This is a genomic window from Sutcliffiella horikoshii (assembly GCF_020524325.1).
In the GTDB taxonomy this organism is placed as follows: domain Bacteria; phylum Bacillota; class Bacilli; order Bacillales; family Bacillaceae_I; genus Sutcliffiella_A; species Sutcliffiella_A horikoshii_D.
In genome coordinates this window covers 343,676-367,697 of the sequence record NZ_JAIVKY010000007.1, presented here as the reverse complement: position 1 = coordinate 367,697, position 24,022 = coordinate 343,676, and the positions used below count along the sequence as shown (strand labels likewise).

At 40.1% G+C, this 24,022-nt stretch carries 18 protein-coding genes; 8 read left to right on the top strand and 10 right to left on the bottom strand.

Features of this window, described 5'->3' with window-relative positions:
* Positions 1-20: 20 nt before the first annotated feature.
* The gene (locus LC091_RS10660; RefSeq protein WP_226681980.1) at positions 21-548 is read left to right on the top strand and encodes a hypothetical protein; all 528 of its coding nucleotides are present in this window, start codon (positions 21-23) and stop codon (positions 546-548) included.
* 129 nt (positions 549-677) lie between these two features.
* Here LC091_RS10660 and LC091_RS10655 read toward each other — a convergent pair whose 3' ends face one another.
* The 4 genes from LC091_RS10655 to LC091_RS10645 form a co-directional block, all read right to left on the bottom strand.
* A complete protein-coding gene (locus tag LC091_RS10655; protein ID WP_226681979.1) occupies positions 678-1,184 on the bottom strand; it encodes an SRPBCC domain-containing protein in 507 nt (168 codons plus the stop codon).
* A gap of 128 nt (positions 1,185-1,312) precedes the next feature.
* Complete coding sequence (locus tag LC091_RS20500) at positions 1,313-1,594, bottom strand: hypothetical protein (protein WP_319003655.1); 282 nt, start codon at positions 1,592-1,594, stop codon at positions 1,313-1,315.
* A gap of 4 nt (positions 1,595-1,598) precedes the next feature.
* The gene (locus LC091_RS20495) at positions 1,599-1,853 is read right to left on the bottom strand and encodes a hypothetical protein (RefSeq protein ID WP_319003654.1); all 255 of its coding nucleotides are present in this window, start codon (positions 1,851-1,853) and stop codon (positions 1,599-1,601) included.
* A gap of 207 nt (positions 1,854-2,060) precedes the next feature.
* Entirely contained in the window at positions 2,061-2,822 is a 762-nt protein-coding gene (locus LC091_RS10645; protein ID WP_226682396.1) for a TerC family protein, read from the bottom strand.
* A 177-nt stretch (positions 2,823-2,999) separates the two neighbouring features.
* On the opposite strand from LC091_RS10645, the gene LC091_RS10640 reads away from it, so the two are divergent.
* Together LC091_RS10640 and LC091_RS10635 are read left to right on the top strand one after the other, a co-directional pair.
* Positions 3,000-3,935: a S66 peptidase family protein gene (locus LC091_RS10640; RefSeq protein WP_226681978.1), complete on the top strand. Its 936-nt coding sequence runs from the start codon at positions 3,000-3,002 to the stop codon at positions 3,933-3,935.
* A gap of 450 nt (positions 3,936-4,385) precedes the next feature.
* Complete coding sequence (locus LC091_RS10635) at positions 4,386-4,754, top strand: DUF3889 domain-containing protein (protein WP_226681977.1); 369 nt, start codon at positions 4,386-4,388, stop codon at positions 4,752-4,754.
* Between the two features lie 83 nt (positions 4,755-4,837).
* On the opposite strand, the gene LC091_RS10630 is transcribed toward LC091_RS10635, so the two are convergent.
* Positions 4,838-7,918, bottom strand: a complete 3,081-nt coding sequence (locus LC091_RS10630; protein WP_226681976.1) for an efflux RND transporter permease subunit — start codon at positions 7,916-7,918, stop codon at positions 4,838-4,840.
* A gap of 94 nt (positions 7,919-8,012) precedes the next feature.
* Here LC091_RS10630 and LC091_RS10625 point away from each other — a divergent pair, with 94 nt between their 5' ends.
* On the top strand, positions 8,013-8,870 hold the full coding sequence (locus LC091_RS10625; RefSeq protein ID WP_226681975.1) for a TetR/AcrR family transcriptional regulator: 858 nt from the start codon (positions 8,013-8,015) through the stop codon (positions 8,868-8,870).
* A 506-nt stretch (positions 8,871-9,376) separates the two neighbouring features.
* Here LC091_RS10625 and LC091_RS10620 read toward each other — a convergent pair.
* Complete coding sequence (locus LC091_RS10620) at positions 9,377-10,237, bottom strand: NERD domain-containing protein (RefSeq protein ID WP_226681974.1); 861 nt, start codon at positions 10,235-10,237, stop codon at positions 9,377-9,379.
* 362 nt (positions 10,238-10,599) lie between these two features.
* Here LC091_RS10620 and LC091_RS10615 point away from each other — a divergent pair, with 362 nt between their 5' ends.
* Together LC091_RS10615 and LC091_RS10610 are read left to right on the top strand one after the other, a co-directional pair.
* Positions 10,600-11,331 (top strand): bacteriorhodopsin, encoded by a 732-nt coding sequence (locus LC091_RS10615; RefSeq protein WP_226681973.1) that lies wholly within the window; start codon positions 10,600-10,602, stop codon positions 11,329-11,331.
* 587 nt (positions 11,332-11,918) lie between these two features.
* Positions 11,919-12,689, top strand: coding sequence for a TerC family protein (locus LC091_RS10610; protein ID WP_226681972.1), 771 nt, complete (start codon positions 11,919-11,921; stop codon positions 12,687-12,689).
* 246 nt (positions 12,690-12,935) lie between these two features.
* Here the strand turns inward: LC091_RS10610 and LC091_RS10605 are convergent, their stop codons facing one another.
* From LC091_RS10605 to LC091_RS10595, 3 genes are all read right to left on the bottom strand, one after another.
* Positions 12,936-14,009, bottom strand: a complete 1,074-nt coding sequence (locus LC091_RS10605) for a hypothetical protein (RefSeq protein ID WP_226681971.1) — start codon at positions 14,007-14,009, stop codon at positions 12,936-12,938.
* Between the two features lie 115 nt (positions 14,010-14,124).
* Positions 14,125-14,763: a hypothetical protein gene (locus LC091_RS10600; protein ID WP_226681970.1), complete on the bottom strand. Its 639-nt coding sequence runs from the start codon at positions 14,761-14,763 to the stop codon at positions 14,125-14,127.
* Positions 14,764-15,087: 324 nt separating this feature from the next.
* Entirely contained in the window at positions 15,088-15,246 is a 159-nt protein-coding gene (locus LC091_RS10595) for a hypothetical protein (RefSeq protein WP_226681969.1), read from the bottom strand.
* 175 nt (positions 15,247-15,421) lie between these two features.
* Here LC091_RS10595 and LC091_RS10590 point away from each other — a divergent pair, with 175 nt between their 5' ends.
* A complete protein-coding gene (locus tag LC091_RS10590) occupies positions 15,422-16,294 on the top strand; it encodes a helix-turn-helix domain-containing protein (RefSeq protein WP_226681968.1) in 873 nt (290 codons plus the stop codon).
* Between the two features lie 112 nt (positions 16,295-16,406).
* Here the strand turns inward: LC091_RS10590 and LC091_RS10585 are convergent, their stop codons facing one another.
* The gene (locus LC091_RS10585) at positions 16,407-22,790 is read right to left on the bottom strand and encodes a 5'-nucleotidase C-terminal domain-containing protein (protein ID WP_226681967.1); all 6,384 of its coding nucleotides are present in this window, start codon (positions 22,788-22,790) and stop codon (positions 16,407-16,409) included.
* 737 nt (positions 22,791-23,527) lie between these two features.
* Between LC091_RS10585 and LC091_RS10580 the strand changes: the two genes are divergently transcribed.
* Positions 23,528-23,959: a hypothetical protein gene (locus LC091_RS10580; protein ID WP_226681966.1), complete on the top strand. Its 432-nt coding sequence runs from the start codon at positions 23,528-23,530 to the stop codon at positions 23,957-23,959.
* Positions 23,960-24,022: the final 63 nt, after the last annotated feature.

The following is a 24,022-nucleotide window of genomic DNA, read 5'->3' as shown; positions in this document are numbered from 1 at the left end:
GAAACTCCTATGTATTAATAATGACTTTAATTGTATGTATCACTCTAATTTTCATTTCTATCACTCCTTCCTATATTAAAGGAGTACTTATCTTCTTCTCGGCTTTGCTATTCTTCCCTGCATTTAGAGAAAAGCTTACACAAGATTGTTTTAGGAAGGTTAAGGTAGCTTTGCTAACTTCTATGTTGTTACCAATAATCTTTATGATCGATTTATTTACTTTTTCCTCTTCCTCTGTTACCGATTATTTTGAAGCTTTAATAGGGACCTTGTTTATTTTAATACTGTTTGGTTTTTATGGATCCATCGGAACGATCTTTTACGGTATCCCTGCCTCCATTTTTGCAGATTATTTTTCAAATAAATTCGGCGGAAAGATTCGCATTTTCATTTCTGGGTTCCTACACATTGGATTAGGCTTTGCTACATATTTTATTGTACCAGAGTACCTGCTTTTTACTGTCTGTGCCTCCGCTATTTTCTTTATGTTAGACGAAATTGCTAAAGGTTTAAAACATAATACTTGGTTAATGAGAGGGGTTTCTTAAACCACCACAAAATAAAGAAGAAATTGGCGTGATCTTCTATGCAAATTTTTTTAAAAAAACTCGCTAAATACTTGAAGGGATACCTAGGTATCCCTTCAAGTCACTGTGTTTTCTGATATATATATTCTCTTAACGAGTTGAAACGTGCTCCTCCAAACGATCCCACGTTTCTCTAATGCCGTGCTCCATTCCCATTTCCAGGACAGTTTTCAAAGCTTCTTGAGATTCATACTCTGCGCGATTCACAAGCTTTGTCTTGCCGTCATGCTCTTGGAATAATAATGTGGATAACGTTGCAGGCATTTCCGTAGACTCAATGCCATCTGCATCTGAGAAATAATCGATGTATTCGATTTTTTCATTCGGAACAATTTTTTTGTAAACTGCTTTCCCCCAAGATTCAAATCCGAAAAAGTCGCCTTGGCTCTCATCCTCACATTTCATGCAATAATGCCATACGCCACCTTCTCTAAAGTCCAGATTACAAACTGTCAGCTCCCAGCCACGCGGTCCCCACCATTGCTTTAGATGCTCTGCTTTTGAAAAAGCTTGGAATAAACTTTCTTTTGAGGCACTAAATTCACGCTCTAAAACAAGGACGTTTCCTTCCACTTTTGAAATCATTTTGGTTGTCATATAACGATCCTCCATATTAATCAGGCTTTACGCTACATAAAGAAAGGCATCTAAGGGGTGGTATTTATTCCCTAACCTTTCCCCTCTCATATCGGCATTTCTTCTCCCTTACTATTCGGCACCCCCCTTTAATTTCCTTCTTTTATTAAACCTTCATATCTCCTTAATACCTCATATAAAAACGTTCGATCATAGCCTGTTTTTTGAAAGATACGATCTACCCAGTCTTCCAACCCTCCACAGACTGAATCCTGTATGATACCTTTTGTTGTACTCAAAAAACTTTTCCAATTGTAAAATTCCCAATGGGCTATTTCATTCTTGTATGGGAGGCGGTATTCTAGTAGGGGCTTTGGATCGATAGAGTTCTGGCATATTTCGGCCGCTTTCAGAAAATAGGCCATATCCAACGGTCTAGTGTCGTAATGCTGACGAGATACTTTCCCATTTGGGCGATGATAAAGAATTTCTACCTGGTCCTTCTTCGTCTAATGCCATTACAGCAACATGAGCATCATCAGTCCCTAGGTCATGGCCAATTGGATAGGCAGTAATTCCATCATTATCAAATTCATCCAAAAGCCATATGGCGAGATCGTAGCAATTACCTGTGACACCCAACCTCTCTCTGTCCTCCTTCATCTGTGACACAGAGCGTTGTTTTGGCATGTTTGCACGAGTATGATACACCCACATTTTTGTCTATGTTTCCATCGGAAAGGTCGAAAATTTGTCCCAGGTGGTTACGGATATAGCTTGGTGGTTGCATTGTATACACCTGCCCTTTTTTGCAATTTATATATCTTATTTTAAAACATATTTAATAAGAAAAAAGCAGAAAACAGCTCAGAATGTCTGAGCTGTTCCATTTTGTAATCAGTTTATTACTTCTTCTTCCTTTGCCTTCGAGAAGAACCAACCTCCTGCTGCAATTAGAAGCAAAACAACGTAGAACGTTACTTTCCATTCTGTAGATTTTGGGAATGTTTCCGGTAAAATCCCTAATTGGGGATGTGCTAATGTATAAACGAGAAGCTTTACCCCAACCCATCCGACAATTAGGAATGCCGCGATTTCAAGGCCTGGTCTCGATTTTAGTAATGCTACAAATAAGTTAGCTGCAAAACGCATGATTATTAGTCCAATCAATCCCCCTGCAAAAATAACAAGAAACTTTCCTCCGTCTAACCCTCCAATGGTAGGAAGTGGAGTATCTGGCAAAGTAACAGCAAGTGCTACAGCAGCCAGGATCGAGTCTACTGCAAAAGCGATATCAGCTAACTCCACTTTGAATACGGTACCCCAGAAACCAGCTTTCTTTTCCTTTTCCTTTCTTACCTTTTGTTTCTTGAACACATATTTTCGAAGAATATGGTTCAAAGAAATAAAGAGAAGATAAATGGCTCCAATTGCCTGTACTTGCCATACATCCACTAAAAACGAGATGGCGAACAAGGAACCAAATCGAAAAACAAACGCACCCGCAAGACCGTAGAATAATGCCTTTTTACGTTCTTTTTCTGGTAGGTGCTTTACCATGATTGCTAAAACTAATGCATTATCCGCTGCTAAAAGCCCTTCAAGAGCAATAAGCAACAGCAAAACCCATGTATATTCTAATAAAATGGATACGTCCATCATGAAACCTCCTAAAAGCTGTTGGCTTATCAGTTATGGTTAGCACATTTGGTAGCTTTTATTGATGGAGGATTTAGGTAGCTGATTGTTTTGAGTCGGTGCTCCATCAACCCTCCCCTTCTCAAAAAGAAATTCCTGTCATATATATAAGTAACATGATTTGGAGGAGCGAGGGAAATGGCAATTAAACCGCCTGTGTTGCAGAGGGGAGATACGATTGGTTTAGTTACATTGGGAAGTCCTCTTGACGCGACAACGATAAATACGCGTGTACAGTATTTGAGGGAGATGGGGTTTAACGTTGTTTTTGGAAAGTACGTTTATTCGATTGATGGAATTGTCTCCGCTCCTGCTGACAAAAGAGCAGAGGATCTCATGGATATGTTCAAGAATCCGAACGTTAAAATGATCCTTGCGACACGCGGCGGGACAGGTGTACAAGGGATTCTGCCTTACCTTGATTTTGATGAGATTAGGGAAAATCCAAAATTAATTTCTGGCTACAGTGATATTACGGTGCTGTTGAACTGTTTAAATCAGTTCAGTGATCTCATCACCTTCCACAGTCTGATGCTCATTGATTTCAGAGCGGAAACTCCCTCTTATAATTTTAATCAATTTTTTGCAGCTACCTCTACTTTCACCTCTCCGCGCCCTATTATCAATCCACCTGAAGTTGTACGAATGGGGATAAATCCTGGAAACGTGACCGGGCCAATTGTTGGAGGAAACATCACTTCCATCGTAAATGCGATTGGAACGCCGTATGAAATCGATACAAAAGGTAAAATTCTTTTTCTAGAAGACACCCACACACCGGCCAACATGATCCTACGTTACTTTACGCAACTATCGATGGCAGGCAAATTTAGGGATTGCATCGGCATTATTATGGGAGAATGCACGAATTGCCCTGTGGCATATAACACGTCCTATACAGATCTCATTAATTCGGTTCTTGTGCCTACAGGAAAGCCATTGATCACAGGATTCGCCACAGGGCATGGCAGGTTTAAGGCGGCTATTCCTGTTGGTGCCAGGGTGAATATGAATGCTACGAACAATACTATTACGGTGATGGAGCCTGCTGTGTCGTGGGGACAGGTGCCATGACCCAGTTAAGGGAAGAGGGTCATATGAGCAAGCAAGGCACCATCCCCATTTTATGAGGAAGCTTTTTACGGGATTTTGGAAAGTTTTTCTGTAAATATATGGATTGTTGATAATTTGAATGGTTTTATTGAATAATTCGCCGTGTTTTTTGTATAATTCAGCTCTTCGGAACTAGCACCCAAATACGAACCAACCATTCATCGCAACCGCTCTGCAAACACACCATTATCCTAATATACCATGCCAAAATAGTCGATATTTGGCATCCCCCCATCAAAACTAATCTTGAGCTACAAAAAATAAATTTAAACATACGTTTGATTAAATTTTACTATACAAAAATAATGGCATCACAGGGACAGACACCGTGGCCCACCATACCTAATGCCTTTACATAAACTAAAATCTCTCTCGTTTGGACACCATAAGTGCTAACTGGAGGGATTATCAATGAAAAAGATTACCATACTACTTTGTATTGCTTGCTTCTTATTGTTGGGCTATCAGCTACCTACTTCAGCAGAAGTCACACAAGCACAAGCATTCACCCAACAAGTTCCAAGTTACGCTAAGTGGGGACAGCTCGCAATGAAGCGTACAAAAGAGGCATATCCAAAAGCGGATATTATGGACTATCTACATATAGGCAGACAGGAAGGACCTATTTTAACAACAGAAAAATTTAGATTGTGGTTAAAAGAAGGGGATAAAGAGTTCGGGGTTAATGTCACGATCAGTTTTTATAAGGATACGGAGACGGTTAAAGAGGTTAAGGTGGAAGAAATTAAGCGTAATGGCCAACGTAATAAGCGTAGATGATGGAGATCAAAACTCTATAGAAAGTGGGTCCCCTCAACCCAACAAAAAAGAGGCGTCCACCCCAGGACGCCTCTTTCCTCTAACTAATTATCCTGCACTTCTCTACGATTCTTCTTAAAGATCTTGGACAACACTTCATACACAATTGGCACGATAATCAGCGTCAATAGTGTAGAACTTGTTAATCCACCAATAACGGTAATTCCTAGTCCTTTGGAAATCAGGCCTCCGCCACCGTCAATTGCTAGTGGGATTAGTGCTCCAATCGTCGCGATGGCTGTCATCAAGATTGGGCGTAAACGAGTTGCGCCTGCTTCAAGGATGGCTTCGCGCATCGTCAATCCGTCACGCTCCATGTGGATGATGCGGTCGACAAGTACGATCGCGTTCGTTACGACGATACCGATTAGCATGAGTAGTCCCATCATAACTGGAACCGAAATCGTCTCTCCTGCAAGCAATAGGCCGACAAAGGCTCCGATTACGGCAAACGGTAAGGAGAACAGAATCGCAAACGGTGCGACTCCTTCACCAAATGTCACCACAAGGATGAAGTAAACGATCGCAATGGCTGCAAGCATCGCAAGGCCAAGCTGTGTGAACGTTTCTTGCATGTCAGCTGTCACTCCGGCAACTTCCATCGTCACGCCGTTTGGTAGTTCCACGTCACTAATGGCTTCTTCCACTTCTGCAGTTGCTTTGGAAACGTCATCGCCAATGACTGTTCCACTAACAGAAGCGTAGTATTCACCTTTTGAACGAGCCAGGGTATTAAGCGTGGTGCCTTCCTCTACTTCCACAAGCTCTGAAAGTGGCATCGTCCCACCCATAGCAGTCGGAACTTCAGTTTCTAACAATTCTTCAATCGATTTTGGCTGCTCTTGTTGTTCTTGTTTGACAATTACATCAAGGGTTTTGCCGTCTTTTTCGACATTCGTCAGAACTTCTTCAAATTGCGGGCTGAGCATCATCACGATTTGACCTGCAGTCAATCCGTACTGAAGCAACTCATCCTGACTAACTTTCAGCGTATGCTCGACATACGCTTCCTCAGCAGTGGACGAAACATTTTCTAGTGAGTCTGTTCCGCTCATCGCGTCTTCTACCTTTTTCACGGCTTCATTCAAGTTTTCGAGATTTTCACTAGAAAAAGTATAACTAATTTCGTTGGACGCCATTGCTCCACCAGTTGCGAAGTTTTGGCTCTTCCATTCACCAGATTGACCGATGTTGAACACATAGTCTTCCACTTCCGTTCTTGCTTCCGGGAAGTTTTCCATGTCTTTGTCAAAAATAAGGTACATCAACACACCGTCAGAGCCGCCGCCCATCATGGCCATTTGTTCATTAGCTCCTTCTGTGACAGACAGCTGGACAATGTCGATATCGTCCCGTTCCATCATAGCCTTCTCGACTTCTTCCACATTCGCAAGGGTCTCTTCTTTAAGCTCCCCAGCTTCTGGCGTGTACGTTAAGTACATGACTTTTTCTTCTTCGCTTCCTAAAAAGCTGAATCCGATCAGCGGAGTCAGTCCAAGACTTCCGACCAATAATACAACCGCGATAATGGATGTAATGATTTTATGGTTCAAGGACCAGTTCAAGACACCTTTGTACCAGTTAGCAAGTTTTCCAACTTCCTTATGGCCGCTTTCAGTCTTTTCGCTATAAAGCTTTTTCCTGAAAAGGAAGTGCGACATCGCAGGCACGATAGTTACTGCCACTATAAGTGACGCACCAAGCGCGAATGTCATTGTCAGAGCGAACGGCATGAATAGCTCGCCAACCATTCCGCCTACGAAAATTAACGGAGCAAATACAGCAACCGTTACAAGCGTCGACGAAAGAATAGGCTTGAACATTTCAAGTGTTGCTTCCCGTACAAGTTCGCGGCCTGTTAGTTTTTCTTCCTTCAGGTGCAATCTTCGGTATATATTTTCCACCACAACGATGGAGTCATCGATAACACGACCGATTGCAACGGTCACCGCTCCTAGCGTCATGATATTCAACGTAATTTCCATCCAGTTTAAAAGTAAAAATGCCATGAAAATGGACACCGGAATGGACACGATGGAAATAAGGGTCGATTTAATATCTCTTAAAAATAAAAGGATAATTAAAACCGCAATCGCGCCACCAAACAAGGCTTTTTCCACCATGGTGGATACGGATTTCTCGATTGGTTCCCCTTGGTCTAGTGTCACATCGACCACTAAACCATCGATACGTTTTTCTTCTTCTTCCATTAACGACTTAACTTCGTTCACGACATCCACCGTGTTTGCTTGCGGATGCTTTAATACTTGTATCGCAATGGCGTCTGCTCCGTTTGTTCTGGAGACAGATTCCACTTTCCCGATTACTTCAATTTCAGCTATATCACTTAATTTCACAAAAGGAACTTGAACCGTTTCGGACGGAGTGACTGGGATCAGCATTTCCTCCAGTTCAGCGGCGGTCATGAATTTCCCGTCAACAGAAACTGCTTCCTCTCCCTCTTCAAACTCGTATAGTCCTAAAGAAACATCCATGTTGCTTGCTTGGATCATTTGTTTGACGTCGTTTTCTGTTAATCCGAGTTCCGTCATGCGCTCTATGTCATAGCGAAGCTCAACTTCTTCAATATGCTGTCCGGCAATGGTTGCGGACGCAACGCCTTCAAGCTTTTGGATTTTTGGAAGCAAGGATTCTTCTACCGTTGCCGAAAGCTCCACAATATCCTCTGTTTCACTACTTGCACTCAAGGCAACTACAGGCATCATATTCATGCTGATCGATGTCACCATTGGTTCTTGGGCACCCTCAGGGAGTTCCACATCATCGAGTGCTGAAGCTAACGCACGCTTCGCCTCATCCATATCTGTTCCATATTCATATTCAATCTGTAAGTTTGCGATGTTGGAATACGAGTTCGAATAAACAGCCTTCACATTGTCTAATCCTTCCGCCACCTGCTCAAGCGGAATCGAGACATCCTTCATCACAGTTTCTGGAGTAGCTCCAGGATAAACATCCATCACCATTAAAAACGGGATCGAGATATCTGGAATCGTTTCCGTTTTCATTTTTGTACCGGAATAGATCCCTGCTACGGTAATGATAATCGTCAGTAACCATACTGCCAGCTTGTTCTTAATTACAAAATTGACTAACCCTCTCACGGTTGCACCTACCCTTATATTGACTTGATATACTCTATTCCATATAATAATGACTATACGGTCATATGTCAACGAAATGTATAGGAGAAAATACATGTCTAAAAAACAACTAATCATGGAAAAAGCGACAGAGCTTTTTGCTAAACAAGGCTTTGAAGCAACTTCCATTCAACAAATAACTGAGCAATGCGGCATATCCAAAGGGTCTTTCTACCTGTCTTTTAAATCAAAAGATGAGTTGATCATGGAGATGCTTGATTATTTTTTTAAGATGGTCACCACAGAAACTGACCACCTAGTCAATAGCAATACGAACGATAAAAATTTACTTTTTAAATTTTACAAACTGATGTTTCACTATTTCGCACAACACGCCGACTTCGCAAGAGTGCTTATTAAAGAAATGCCACATTCATTAAATCAGGAAATGCTGATGAAATCTAGAGGTTATGACATACAAACTTCTCAAAGTATATTGGCAATGGTGGAAAACATATATGGTAACCAGGTTCGAGAAACCAAGTTTGACATTGTTTATTGCATCAAAGGATTTATCCGGATATATTCCGAACTATTCCTGTTTTACGAGGTTGAATTGGATATGGATTTGCTTTGTCATTCTCTTGTGGAAAAGACAGATAGCTTGGCAAAACATTCTAACATCCCGTTTATCACGGAGGAACTGGAGTTTTATTTGAAGAATGCTGATAAGATTGGGGATTCAGATTCTAAGGAAGAAGTGCTGGCGTTGATTGATAAGCTGGAAGAGGAAATGGAAGATCCGGTGGTTAAGGAATCATTGCAGATGCTCCGGGAAGATATTATCGAGCCTTCGCTGTCGCTTGCGGTTCGCAGAGGATTGATTGAAAATGTGCGGGTGCATGCTAGTGGGAAGTGGCTGGCGTTGGTGTTGGATCGGTGGTTTGGAGGTACAGGCCCCGCGCCCCACTGAAGATTGGTGTATTTTGGTGACAGGCGTCGTGGCGGCTTTAGCTTTCACCGAGAAGGTTGTGGGACACGCACTGTCACTCAAGTTAGGTGCACGTGACTGTCCCCTCACCCGGATTTTATCCAAATGTCCGAAGATTTCGGGTTTTTGACCGAAGTTTCACGAAAGTTGACCGAAGTTTTGGCAAAGTTGGCCGAAGATTGCCGGAAAGTGGCCGAACGAAAATTTGAGATGTCCAAAAACGGTTAAAAGTTGACCGAACGCAGCTTCGATTTGACCGAACCCCTAGTCTATTTCCACTTCTTTTGTCCGAACGAAGAGCATAAATGTCCGAACGAAAATTAGCCCACAAAAACTGAGCTATTTTCCATTAAAATCACGTGTTTTTTCTATCAGAAACTACTATAGGTTGCGAAAAACAGCAACTCATCTTTTCAAACATATGAAATTCCTTATCTAAGACCCTAGGGAGTGGTCACCTGTGCCTGTCCAGTCAGCACGTCTCTCCTTCAAGAAATCTTAGCAGTATATTTACAACCCGGATATCCACTACACCCATAAAAAGATCCATATTTACCTTTTTTAATAGAAAGCTGCCCACCACACTTCGGGCACAACTCAGCGTTTGCTTCGGTATCAGGCGACTTTTTCACTACCGCTTTTATAGTCCCCTTCTCCCTTTGCTTTTCCTTTATCGCTTCCACATGCTGCTTTTGTACCATTCTCTTTTGCTTCCCGTCTTGGATAACCAATTGCTCCAAGGCTCCGTTAATTCCCCGCAGCTCCACCTCACTTATTTGGCGGTTTAACGATTCCTTTATGACCTTGTTCAGTTGAGGAATTTGAATAACCCTCGCCGAACTGAAATCGTCTTCAAATTTTAACGTGTACCTGCTGGAGAAGGCAACAATAGATTGGTAGTTAAACCGTTCACCAAGGTAACCTTTCAACGCCTTGATATGCCCATAGTTCTGCCAAATCGGATTTAGAAACTTCTCTTTCCGCTTATAAATCACCTGCGTCCAATTGCGCTGGTTTTCCTTCCCGAAAATCCACCCATCATAATGCTTGGTTTCAATAACAAAGATTCCAGTCGGAGAAGTCACCACATGATCAACTTGAGAAGTACCGCCATTCTCAGCAGGAATATATAAATCATGATACACCGTGAACAAAGGGCCCAGCTTCTCTAACTCTTTGTTTACAGCACGCTCCCCAATAGCTACTTTTATTCTTGGTAAGTTTGCTTTCAAATAGAGCATTCCAGCTAAAAAAAGAAATGGCAAAGCAAGAGGAATTAAAAAATATAACAATGGTAATGCGATAAAGATACAAAATATAATTACGGCAACTTTCTGGTATTTGGACAAAGAAACACCTCGTTTTATATTTGGGTATACAATGCCAATGATAGGGTAAATAATTGTATAAATCTAGTATTTTATGTAAAAAGATAGATATTTCGAACTATACATTAACTCTACAATAATCAAAAAAACTATCTCACTAAACTATGCAAAAATAGTCGATATTACTCGACACACGATTTCCTCTTACTTCTCCATAATAAAAATAAAATTAATCATACGTTTGTTTAAAAATAATTATTCAAAGAAAACTTCTTATTTTCAAATTTGCTTTACTTCTTAAAATCTCCTAATCCCACACCCCCAAAAGAATAAACTACACATTCCAGGAAAGAATAACCACTAATAAATACTGACAAAGCGAGTTGAATCGTTTGTACACTGAGATGTATCCCATTGAGGTTAATTTATTATGGTTTTATGTTGTTGTCATGTTCATAGCTGCTGTAATTTTTGCAATAATGGGGTTTAAACGAAAAAAGTTGCCAAGAGCAGAATTTCTAATTGCTTTTATAATTGTCGCTTGGTCTGGAGCTGCTTATTCTGCGATGGCATTGGGGCAGGGTCATGTCACCATAGGAGACAAAGTAACCTATTATGCACGTTACCTAGACTGGTTAGTGACAACACCACTGTTACTTGTGGCACTTGCTTTTACAGCCATGCATTATATTCCAAAAGATAAGGTGCTCATTGGCGGACTGATAGCTGCAGACGTGTTTATGATCTTGACAGGCCTGATTGCAGATTTATCACCGACTCCAGTAAGGTACTTTTGGTATGGGTTAGGGTGGGTTGGCCTTATGTTTATCATGTATATCATTTGGTGGCCCCTTAGACGAATTGCCATGTCACAAAGCAATAAGCTACATCGCTTCTACCTTGTTGTGGCCGGATACCTAACCATTCTTTGGTTTGGGTACCCTACATTCTGGATTCTCGGACCATCTGGTGTTCATCTCTTCGGGCAAGTAACGGATACCATACTTTTTGTTTTTCTACCAATATTCTCGAAGGCTGGTTTCAGCCTCATTGACTTACTTGGTTTGCAGAAGTTAGGAAAGAATTCTTCAAAAGTACCCCAGCCCATTCAATAAAGAGATAGTAGCACGTGGGGCGAGGTAAGTGACCTATCCTCGCCGCCTACAAAAAATTTCTCTTGCAAAATAATTCAGAACATTATATGATACTCTCAATAGCACATGAGTTAGTGCTACGCTCAAGCTTTGAGCTCATATACTCCAAAGGGGAGTAGCTGACAGTTATGTCGACAATACGTGATAGCAATATCACCGGCTTAACTGGCAACGTTGACGTTGTTTGCGAGACCTTTGCCATTATGGTAAAGGGATATATTTGTGTATTTCCAAACCTTTACCATTAAGTTGGTAAAGGTTTTTTGTATTTTTCAGGGAGGGATTGGCGATCTAAACAACACTTTCATTTAGGTATATCTAAAATTATTAAAAAAGGAGAAAAACGATCTTAATTGAAACACCTAACTGAAAAAAATCTATTAATCTGGTTAACCTTTATTGTTACTTTGAAGTTGTATGCCGTTTCGATTTTAACCTTGGACCTTCACAACCCGCCAAGATCATTGGCATTACCATCAACACCAGCCATTTAAATGAACCTTGTTTTACATGATGGACAAAAATAATAGAGCGGAGGAAGATTATAATTGGACATTGGATTGTTGCTTGAATACGGTTGGGTGTTGCTCATTTTAATTGGACTGGAAGGAATTCTTGCGGCGGATAATGCACTTGTTATTGCGACTATGGTAAGGCATCTACCTGAAAACCAACGAAAAAAAGCTTTATTTTACGGATTAGCGGGAGCATTTGTATTCCGATTCGGATCTTTGTTCCTTATCTCCTACCTTGTCCACATATGGCAGGTTCAAGCTGTAGGGGCATTATATTTATTGGGGATCGCTGTGTATCATCTACTGAAAAAGCATGTATTGAAGCCTAAGCTCATAAAGCATGCAGAGGAAAAGAAAGGATCTAGCTTCTGGATGACTGTTATCAAAGTAGAACTGGCTGATATTGCCTTTGCAGTAGACGCCATCCTTGCAGCGGTTGCACTGGCGGTCATGCTTCCGACAACGAACCTTCCTACAATCGGCGGCCTAGATGGCGGGCACTTTGCCGTCATCCTTGCAGGCGGTATCATCGGTTTAGTCATTATGAGATTTGCAGCAGGTTACTTTGTTACCTTGTTGGAAAAACGTCCTGGACTCGAAACCGCTGCATTCTTTGTGGTCGGCTGGGTAGGGGTAAAACTTGGGGTGTACGCACTTTCCCATCCGGAACTGGCGATTCTGTCAGAGGGATTTGCTAAAGGGGCTCCTTGGAAGATTACGTTCTGGGCTGTACTTGTTTTGATTGGGGTGCTTGGGTGGATACTTTCTAAAGAGAAGCCCAAAGTGCAACAGGCAGAAATTTGATGTTTTAGGTTGCAGAGACACCGAGTCCTGCAACCCTTTTTCCTTTCCAAGAAACTATTTCACCATACTATGTGTAAATAGTCGATTTATCTCGATGCACTGTCACTCCATATTTATCAACATCTAGACTCAATTTAATTAAACGTTTGTTTGAAAATAACTATCTTAAAATAGAGGTCTGAGAAAACATGCCCCTGACCCCTTTTTTATGAATAATAGAAAATCATGTTCACTTTGCTATTCCCTTCAACCATTAATAAAAAATGAAGCAAAGTACTTATCTGATTTCTCCCATTGAAAGTCTTTTTCTTTCTGGAAGTCTTTTAGATTATAGATTTGCACTTTATTTCCGTCAGATGTGATGAATTTGTCTTCATGTATATAGGATACGCTGTTTTCAATTTCTGTAGTGAATACTTCTATTTCTCCGGAATCCAGGCTATATTTTGCGATTTTCTTCTCGGAAGGCTCTCTTCTAATATTTCCTTGCGTAATATAGATGGTATTCTCATGGATGTGAATATCATTTAAATTGTTAATTGGCAGCGTGATATTCTCGACAATACCCTCCTGTACATTTACTTTAATTAGTTCGTTGGAGGTATTGTCCATCCCATCACTTGTTTTAAGTAGATAAAGATTGTTATCTTGCAACTTCATACTGGATGAAAACATTAAGTTGTCAATTTTCACAGTGCCTTCTACCGATAAATCTTCTTTATTTAATATATTGATCATTCCATGGATTTCATTTGGATCAGAGTGGATAATCGTTAATAAGTACAATACATTCGAACCTTCCAACATATGAATCGCTTGACCCTCTATCTCCTTGTGAGCGATTTGATCACCTGAAGAGATTTTCGTCTTAGTAATGTCACTTTGTTCTAACGGTCCTCCAGCCATGTAGGCAAATTCCTCATCAACAGTCCATACGGTAGGTGCAACTATTTTTCCATTAGCAATCTTTTTGATTTCCATACTTTTTGTGTCTAGTTCCAAAATATAATCATTGGTATCGTTATCTGACAATGGGTTTGTGTAGTAAACTTTGTTATTTAAGTTAATTGAATTCTCCATAAAAGCTCCCATCGTAATCCCTTTAAATGGCGTAGATTGTTTATCAAGATACTTCCCATCCTTGTCGTACAAATGCACTTCTGACTTATTAAACATATCCGTATAAACGGCTCCATACACATACTTTTCCATACTTACTGTTTCTTTTTGACTGCATCCCTGCAAAAGAATGAAGACGAATAATAAACTGATACTGAAAAAAAATTTACCCTTTGTGCTTGAAGAATGTCTAAAGAACATGTTGCCTTCCTCCTAAAAGAAATTAATTAAATCCAGTTGATGATCATTAATTATAAAAAGGCTAAAAGCTTGTAGACTAACACTTAGTCTACAAGCTATAAAGCTATAATTTAGTTCACTTAGAGTAAATGGTATAAGTATGTGATGACTGTACTAAATCTATTGGAAACACAATGCCCCCACCTTGATTTAGGTTTAAACCTGTAATATATTTATAGCCCTCGTAAACTAGTTGTGAGCAGTAAAACTTAGAGGTTGTATTAATATTTGTAAAGTCCCAGTTGTAAGCTTTTCCTTTGTGTGAATAAGCCCTGTTCGCAACATTAGCATCTTGCGTTGCGCTAGTGCCACTAGTAGTCACCCCATATACAGTACTGTATTTTGTCCAGTTATTCGAATAGGTACCTACCCCCCCACTCGGAAAAGATTCTACTGTTGATGTAGAAGAGTATATAATACCTGCATGCCCTACTAAAGAGCCATATTTACCATCTTTTGTCACTAAAATAACACCTTTTCTTGTGGGATATGTGCCAGCCATAACCGTTACATCTCCATCCTTTATCCCTTTATCAGCTTGGATCTTTATGGCATTTGATTTGATTTTTTCATCAATCTTATCAAAAGCCTCTAACTGCTGAGCAACCATTTTTTCCTCTTCAGAAGATTTTGAGTTTGCATGCGACACAGAAGGAACTAAACCACCAGCTAAAAGAAATACACAACAGAATAGTGATACTACAATTTTCTTCATTTAATAACTCCTCCTTATTATTAATATTTTTTCACTTTAAATCATAGATGACGCACAAACCTATGCGTCCACTTCACGCAAACCTATTTATTTCCCTCCCTTCACTTTTTAAAAAGCTAAATTTGAAAATGATGGAATTAGCTTCTTGGAAATAAATTAACATATTATGAAAATACATGATTTCATCATTTGCTCCCTTATTGATGGGATTCGTTAATGATGTTTAAGTGATTCATCGATTATCAAAAAAAATATAAGATTATTAATATTTTTTATAAGGCAAAATAAAAACCCCTTAATAATAAGGGGTTGAGGGGGAAGCAATTAATATCTCCAACCTATCCCAGGATCATCTTTATGGTCGCGGCCGTCTCCTTCTATTACATAAGTTACTGAATCTGGAGAAATAGTTTCTAAACCTGCATTGATACACCCACCAAAAACCATGGCACAAACAACTATACTTGCTATTAATTTTTTCATAACAGCCCTCCAAAATTTTACTTATTTCTAGTATTATTATAATAGTAAATAAAATTGTTTGATTTTTTAAAAAACTATTCTTTTCCCTTGTTTTTCTTGAATTATGTGGGTCTTTGCAGGACGAATCTTCAAAAATATAAAATTTGTTATATTTAACTTTGGAGGAGTGAGGGTTTTGCTGAACAGTAGGTTACTTGGGGAAGAAATTAAAAGGATTCGCAAGAACAAAAGGCTGACTCAAGCCGAATTGGCTGATGGTATTTGCACGCAAGCAACCATTAGTGGAATTGAATCTGGGAGAACGTTTCCTAGCATCGACATCTTATACTACCTTTCTCTGCGTTTGCAGGTATCAATGGACTACTTTTTAGAGAAAATCACCTATAGGCAGGAGCAATATATAAACGATACATACTCTTACATTAATCAGTTGATTAAACAGGATAAATTTGAAGATGTACTAGAAATTACTAATTATGAATTGAATAGAGAGACTGGTTACAAGGACGAGTCTTTGGCATTATTTTTAAAATGGCAGCTAGCAATATCCAGTTATGAGCTAAAGCGGCTTACCTGGGAAGGGTGCATTGATCAATTACAAACCCTGCTTAACAGCAACCACTATTCTATTAAGCAGCAATTTATGAATATTCGAATCAAAAATAGCATGGGAAACGTACTTGCCAACAATGAACAATACCCTAAAGCTCTCGTCATTTTTAACGAAATTCTTAATGAAGAAATCAATATGGAAGGCTATCATCGGATGAAATTAAAGGTGTATTTTAATATCTCCAAACTATATTATGTGATGGAAAACTATGCACAATCCTATCACTATGCGTCAGAAGGTATTCGAATTTCTTTAAAAATGGAAGATTTATCTGTCCTTGGCCCACTTTATGTCCAGGCCGGACAAAGCCTGTTCCGTCAAAAAGGTAACAAAACGAAAATACTTCAAAATTACAACAATGCCACATTTATCTTTCAACTCTATAGTAGAGAAGACCACATACATGTTGTGGAGGAACTGAAGCAAATGCTATAATCTGACTTTACTATACTAACTATAAAAACACCTGACCATAAATGGCCAGGTGTTTTCTTGTTTCATTTGTTAAGGTTATTTTATGAGAGGTGGGTCAGCGTGCCTGTCCCCTCTACTCTTTACTTGGTTTATTTGGTTTACTTGGTTTACCTGGCTTATCCGGTTTACCTGGTTTACCCGGCTTATCAGGCTTACCCGGTTTATCCGGTTTACCTGGTTTATCAGGCTTTCCTGGTTCTTCACCAGAATCTAAACTTACGTCTACAAATCTACCTTCAGTTTCAGTCGGGATTCCTTCGCTTCCGATAGTCAATAGATGCTCACGGAAGTTTTCCCAATCTGATAGACCTAAATCAGTTACACGGCCTTCTGCATAAGCTTTTGCAAAGACGTCATAGCCGTCTCCACCCTTTGCTGTGAAGGCATTGGTAGCAATTGAGTAGGTTTCTTCGTCACTGATTTCTACCAATTTACCCTTTTCATCCTTATATTGGATGGATACGACACGTTCGCCTGCAGGTTTTGTAGAATCAAATTTTACTATCCCTCCGGATACGTGTAAGAAGCCCCCATTTTCACCTGGGTATTGGCTGAAACTTCTTTCAAATGCTGCTTTTAGCTCTGCACCAGTCAGGTCCATTGTTGCAAGTGTATTGGCGAATGGCAGAACTGCGATAACTTCCCCTACAGTGATTGGACCTTGATTAATCGATGCACGGATTCCGCCACCGTTTTGCAATGCCATGATGATATTCTTACCTGTAACGAAGTCTTTCGCTTTTGCAAGCATTCCGTCGGTAATTAGGTTACCTAGGATTGTTTCGTTTTTACGTACGCTTGGCTTTGTATTGTCGCCATCTGTACGTGGGTTTTCTAATTCGATTGGTGTTGTAACGCCAATTTCTTCATTAGCAACTGCATCAACACGCTCTTTGAATGGTGCCAATACTTCTACTGCTTCTGGGTCAGCTGCTTTACCGCTGACTTTGATTAATTGTCCTTCACTTTCGATTACTACACCATTTTCATCAAATCTTACGTCTAGTAAACCTAAGTTACTATTGGAATTTCCAGTTTGTACAATGACAGTTGGCGTTGCATCTTCTGCTACCACTACAGGTTTAGTCAAAGCAGTATGGCTGTGTCCACCAACGATGATGTCAATGCCTTCTACTTTTTCCGCAAGAACCAGGTCATTATCGATTGCTGCATTGTCGTCATATCCGATATGAGTTAATGCAATAATCTTGTTAACACCTTGCGCTTCAAGAGCTGCAACAGCTTTTTCTGCTTCTTCTAAATAGTTTTCAAAAGTGATGGCACCTGGGCTTGAGATATCAGCAGTTTCTTCTGTTGTTAAACCGAAGATACCCACTTTCTCGCCGTTCACTTCTTTGATGATACCATTGTAAATTTCGCCATTTTCATACGCTGCTTCAATGGAATCATTGAATAGTCCATCGAATTTTGCATCATTTGAAAAATCAACGTTGGCACTTACGAATGGGAAGTTTGCTCCCTTAACAAAGTCAACCAATGCTTGATGGCCTTCTGCTGAAGAACCTAGGTCAAATTCATGGTTACCGAATGTCATTGCGTCATAGCCCAACAGTTTCATTAATTCAAGTTCCGCTTGTCCTTTAAACTCATTGAAATATAACGTTCCAGTGAATACGTCTCCTGCGTCAAGTAGAAGCGCATCCGGGTTTTCCGCTCTGATTTCTTTTACGGCTGTAACTGTTTTCGGCATGTTTTCTAATGCTGCATGCGTGTCATTCGTATGCATAACAGTTAAATCAAACTTACCTTCTAAATCTGTGATTCGGCCTTCTGTTTCCGTTGGGATTCCCTCGCTGCCGACACTTACTAAGTGATCGCGGAAGTTTTCCCAGTCAGATAAGCCTAGATCTGTTACACGGCCTTCTTCATAAGCTTTTGCAAAAACGCCATAGCCGTCTCCGCCTTTTGCTGTGAAGGCATTTGTTGCAATCGTGTAAGTTTCACTGTCTTTTACATTTACATATTGACCATCTTCATTTAAAAACTTGATGGATACAACACGTTCGCCTGCTGGTTTAGTAGAATCAAATTCTATTTTCCCTCCAGCTACGTGTAAGAAGCCGCCATTTTCGCCTGGATATTGACTTAAGCTGATTTCAAACGCTTCTTTAAGCTCCTCGCCAGTCAACTCCATTGTTGCCAGTGTGTTGGCAAAAGGAAGAACCGCCATGATTTCCCCTACAGTGATCTCGCCTGCATTGATTGCTGCACGGATTCCGCCGCCGTTTTGCAATGCCATAATGACATTTTTGCCAGTGAAATCTTTTGCTTTCTCAAGCATTCCGTCAGTAATCAAGTTACCTAGGATTGTTTCGTTTCTACGTACGCTTGGTTTCGTGTTGTCGCCGCCTGTACGTGGGTTTTCTAAAGCATTCGGTGTAGACACACCAATTTCTGTTTGCGCTACTTCATCGACACGTTGTTTGAATGGAGCAAGTACTTCTACTGCTTCCGGATCCTCTGCAATGCTATTGTTGATTGCGATGATGTGTCCATCATGTGTGGTGATAACACCATTTTCATCAAAATTAACATTCAACACACCAAGATTGTTGTTTGCATTACCCGTTTGTACGATAATCGTCGGTGTTTCATCTTTCGCTACCACTACAGGCTCTTTCAATGCTGTATGGCTATGTCCACCAACGATTACGTCAATGCCTTCTACCTCTTCAGCAAGAACTAGGTCATTATCGATTGCTGCATTGTCGTCATATCCGATATGTGTCAAAGCGACAATACGGTTGACACCTTGAGATTCTAAATATTCTACTGCTTTTTCAGCTTCTTCCAGATAGTTTTGGAACTCAATAGCTCCCGGACTGGAGATATCAGCTGTTTCTTCTGTTGTTAAACCGAAGATACCAACTTTCTCACCGTTTACTTCTTTAATGATACCGTCATAAATTTTTCCATTCTCGTATGCTGATTCAATGGAGTCATTATATAAACCTTCAAATTTCGCATCTTTTGAGAAATCAACGTTTGCACCTAGTAATGGGAAATTAGCTCCCTTAACAAAGTCAACCAATGCTTGATGGCCTTCTATAGAAGAACCTAAGTCAAACTCATGGTTACCAAAAGTCATCGCGTCAAAGTTCATCAACTTCATCATGGCAAGGTCTGCTGTACCTTGGAATTCATTGAAATACAATGTTCCAGTAAATGCATCACCTGCATGAAGAAGAAGTCCGTTTGGAGATACTTCTCTAAGTTCTTTTAATTTAGTGATGGTTCTAGGCATTAAATCCAATGCGGAATGAGTGTCATTCGTATGGAAAATTGTCAAGTCTGGACCCGCTGGTTTTGTTAAATCAAGCTGCACCAACATAGGGTCGTGGTCAGATGCCTGGCCTTGTGCTTCCGTGAAATTCGCATTGATATGAACCATATCAACCGTTGTATTCGGTACTAGATTATTAGAAACCAAGATATGGTCTAACACTTGGTTGTTTCCTTGGTAGAAGTAAGAGAAACGGTCTTCTGCAGGAACTAGGTCAACCATGTTTGTTAAAACTCCGCCTTTTAGAGTGTCAAGGGCTGGCGTGAATTCAAAATCATTCATGTCTCCAGCTACCACAATATTTAAAGCAGGGTTTTCTGCAAGTCCAGCATCAACGAAACTGTTAATTTCTTGTGCTAATTGAAGTCTTTCTGCTTCTGAACCCAAGAATGGAGGTTGATTTGCTCCCCATAGAGATTGGTCTCCACCTTTAGAATTCAAGTGAGTACCGATGACTACAACACGCTCACCTTGGAATTCAAATTCAGCTGCGATTGGTTTACGTGTATTTGAGAATGCTGAAGGGTTAATCACTCCAGGGTTAAGCGTTAAATTACCATCTTCTGTCCAATCGTTTGCCTCTGTGGCTGTACCTTTAGATGCGTCTACTAAATCAACACGTTCAGGGTTGTACAGGTAACCAACACGGATGTTTGCTCCTGGTGCTCCACCGTTTGTATTATTTTCAGGTGCAACATCTGTCCAATCATACTCTGGACCTCCAGCAGCTTTGATTGCATTAATTAGGCGCTCATAGCTCTCAGACGCATCTGCATTACCAGAGTTATTCTGGCCGTCATTATCCTGAACCTCAACTAACGTGATGATATCAGGAGATTTCATATTTTCTACAAATGAGTTTGCAATTCTTGCTGCTTTCTCATCTGATGTATTAGCTTTATTGTTTGAGAAGTTTTCGATATTGTAATTTGCTACAGTCAATTTGTCTGCTGCAGGTTCAATATGTGTAACTTCTGGTTTGATGCTTGATGGGATCACATTAGGCAATGTGCTCGTTGCTAGTTGATAGCCTGCGCTAGAGTAAGATAGGACACCAATGACTTCCCCATCAAAACGATCGCCAGACTTAAAGTTGTTGCCAACGTTATCAAGCATGATTTTCTCAGGGTTGTAATCGTCTGCTGCGATATTTAACCCACCCATAACGTTCAGTTCGTTGTTTGTGGTGTTTTCCACAATGATTGGAACATCGCCGTTATATGGCGGTCCAACTACTAAAGCATCCGGGAAGGAAAGACGCATAAATTCAACTGATTCCCAGAAATCAATACCATCTTCTTCTGGGTCAAACGATATCATTTCGTCGTTATCAATGATTTTGTTTGGAGGGATGATATCTTCTCCAACCACAAGTGGTGCAGGAAGTTCGGCTGTACCTGTCTTTTCTACTGCAGTTCCTTCAATTTGGGTTCTGGAAAGCTCATCGCCTCTAACGTATTCGGAAACTTTCCCGTCTACAGAAACGGTATCCCCTACAGAAACTCCATGACCTCTCAGGTATACTTCAATAGCATCAGATGTCGTGCTGTCATTATCAGCATTCTCTACATCCTGCATGACAAAGCTATTTGTAGTGATATGAGTTACTACACCAGTGATATCCGTTACGGAAGATCCGTTATATTCGGAAACATGACCTTTTCCTTGAATGTCATGAATAAAGATGCCTTCTGTATCAAGAATTTTGTACGTAAAGCTGAATACTTCGCTCTCTGTACCATCGGCAACTGCGATTGCTTTAATAGTTGTTTCACCAGTTTCTAAAGGAATTGGTTCTGCGTATTTTGTGCTTTCTGTAGTTGGAGCTGAACCATCTGTAGTGTAGTAGATTTCAGCACCTTCTGTACCAGATTTCAATTCAATTTTCGTACCTGCTTCTACAACTCCTTCTGGTTGCGTTACATAGACTGCAGGTTTGTTTACTAGGTCATAGCTTTCTAGACCAGTAGTTTTTAAGTGATAACCAGTATTGTTAATAGATCCAACACCAGTTAGATGTACTTTATCGCCTTCTTTGTATTGCTTGATTAAGTCATCATAGTTGGAACCTGTGCGGTTGTCATGAATAACTGTTACGCTTTCTCCATTTTCGAAAACAGCTTTAAACGTAGCTGTTCCATAGGAATCTTTCGTCATGTCCGTGATCGTAACGTTTTCAAGCTTTAAAAATTCCCCTTGCGTGCTCTCACCTACTTCTGTCACAACTTGTGCGGCAGGAAGTTCGTTTCCGGATGAGATGATTTCTTGTTTCGTTGGTTTAATTTCCAACTCATTGTTGTAAGTCAATAATTCACCGGTGATTTTTACTTTATCCCCGGGTTTTACATTTTGAAGACTATTAAAAACAAGCATACCTGCTGTTTCGTCTTGCATGTAGAAGGTATCATAGCCCCAAAGTCCTGTGTTTGTTGTCGCAATTCCTTCAATTGTTACCATTTCGCCAGCACCTAGTTCGCGTGCTTCTGCGACAGTAACTGTTGGAACTGGTTCTGGATCGGTAGGTTCGCCAGGGTCAGCAGCGCCGAAAGTATGTTTTCCTAGGTCAGAAAAATCATCTTTTCCTAAGTTAGTCCATTCTATGTTTCTATCAAAAGCATCGTTGATGACGGTATCTCCTACTGTAACATCGCTGTTCCTAACAAGAGAAACGTCAGCTAGGACATTTGCCACGGAGCCGACTTGTCCGATGGAATCAACGACTTGTCCATTTTTTTTCAGAACAAGTTGGTCGTTTCCATTGAAGTTGATGACTTGCTTGCTGGTGTCAGTTTTGTCTGTGACAGCTACGATATCAGCATGCGCATCGGAACGAGAAATGACATATGTAGCACCATTTGCAAGCTTTCCTTCTAATGGTAGAATTTTGTCAGTCGTTGTAGTCCCTGTAGTTGCCGAACTACCGTTGTTATAATGTTCAAGCGTATAGCCGCTTAAGTCGACTTCGCTACCTGTTCCATTAAATAGTTCTATAGCTTTGTTATTACTGGATCCCTCCACATATTCTGAAATAATGAGATCGGTAGCAACAACTGTTTCAGCTTTTACATTCGTATTGGCCATTGGTGATAGTAAACTTGTAAGCAAGAATACTAGAGTGACAATACTAATGCTTCTTTTGTGTTGTCTTTTCATTTTCTTCCTCCCATATTATGAAAATATAAACCCCGTTTGTTGAATCGTGTTGTTATTACGTTTGTTCCGTAGATATTAGGGGATTTTTGTAACAAATGTTTCCTAGTCATTATTGTATAGACCAATTATGAATGTAGTGTTAAGTTATTGTGAAGATTAGTAGAATAAACACACAAGGTCCAAAAGTGCTAATATTCAGAAAAAAATAATTAGATTATAAGACTTTCGACTTATTTCAGACTATTCCTACAAAAAAACCCCACTATCATTATAGTTTGGGGAGAATTATCTGTAAATACAAATTCTTCATGTTAGCGCTTCCTTTTCTTTCCTGCAGCGGGTTTAAGTGCCTGTCCGTTTGATGTCCTTATATGTCAAATGTCCGAAGATTTTTCGTTTTTGACCGAAGTTTTAGGAAAGTTGGCCGAAGTTTTGAGGAAATTGACCGAAGTTTGGCGGCAAATGGCCGAACGAAATTTTGTGGTGTCCGAAGGTGGTTGAAAGTTGGCCGAACGCTACAACTGATTTGACCGAACCCTAGTCTATTTTTCACTTTTTTGTCCGAAACAAGAGGATAAGTGTCCGAAGCAAATTTCACCCACAAAAATAGAGACATTTTCTATTAAAAATACGTGTTTTTCTATCAAAAACGCACCAGAACGCAACAAAGAGGTCGCCGTCCTGTGAAACTTATCCAAATACAAGACGTCTAACCATATTAGAAAGGGGATGACCTTTTGAAAATAAATAAGTATTTATTAGTTTTTATGATATTAATTTCAATAGGAACAGCAGGTTGTTCGAGCGGAGTAAAAGGTGTAACAGCTGGAGGGCATACTATTGAAGTCCAAGAACGTATTGGGGATGAGGATAATTACGAGATCTTCAAGGTAATCACGGACGAAGAGCAAGTAAAAAAGGGAAAGGAATTATTAGATGATTTGGATTGGGAGGATGCAAAGGTATCGATGGTACGTCCAGCTGATTTCCGGTTTTCTTTCCCAAATCCAGAGGCCAAAGCAATCTTATATGAACTTTGGATAGGTCCTAATAAGGATTCAGTAGAACTCGTAATAAACGCTGAAAGTAAATATATTAAAATGGAAAAAAATAAATCTGCGGAACTATATGATTTACTGACTGGCGAGAAACTATCTGATGTAGAATGATAACTGTGAAAACCGACCTTGCTCGGTTCAGGTAAGTGTCTCCTTCTCCTCTCCCCTCGCCAT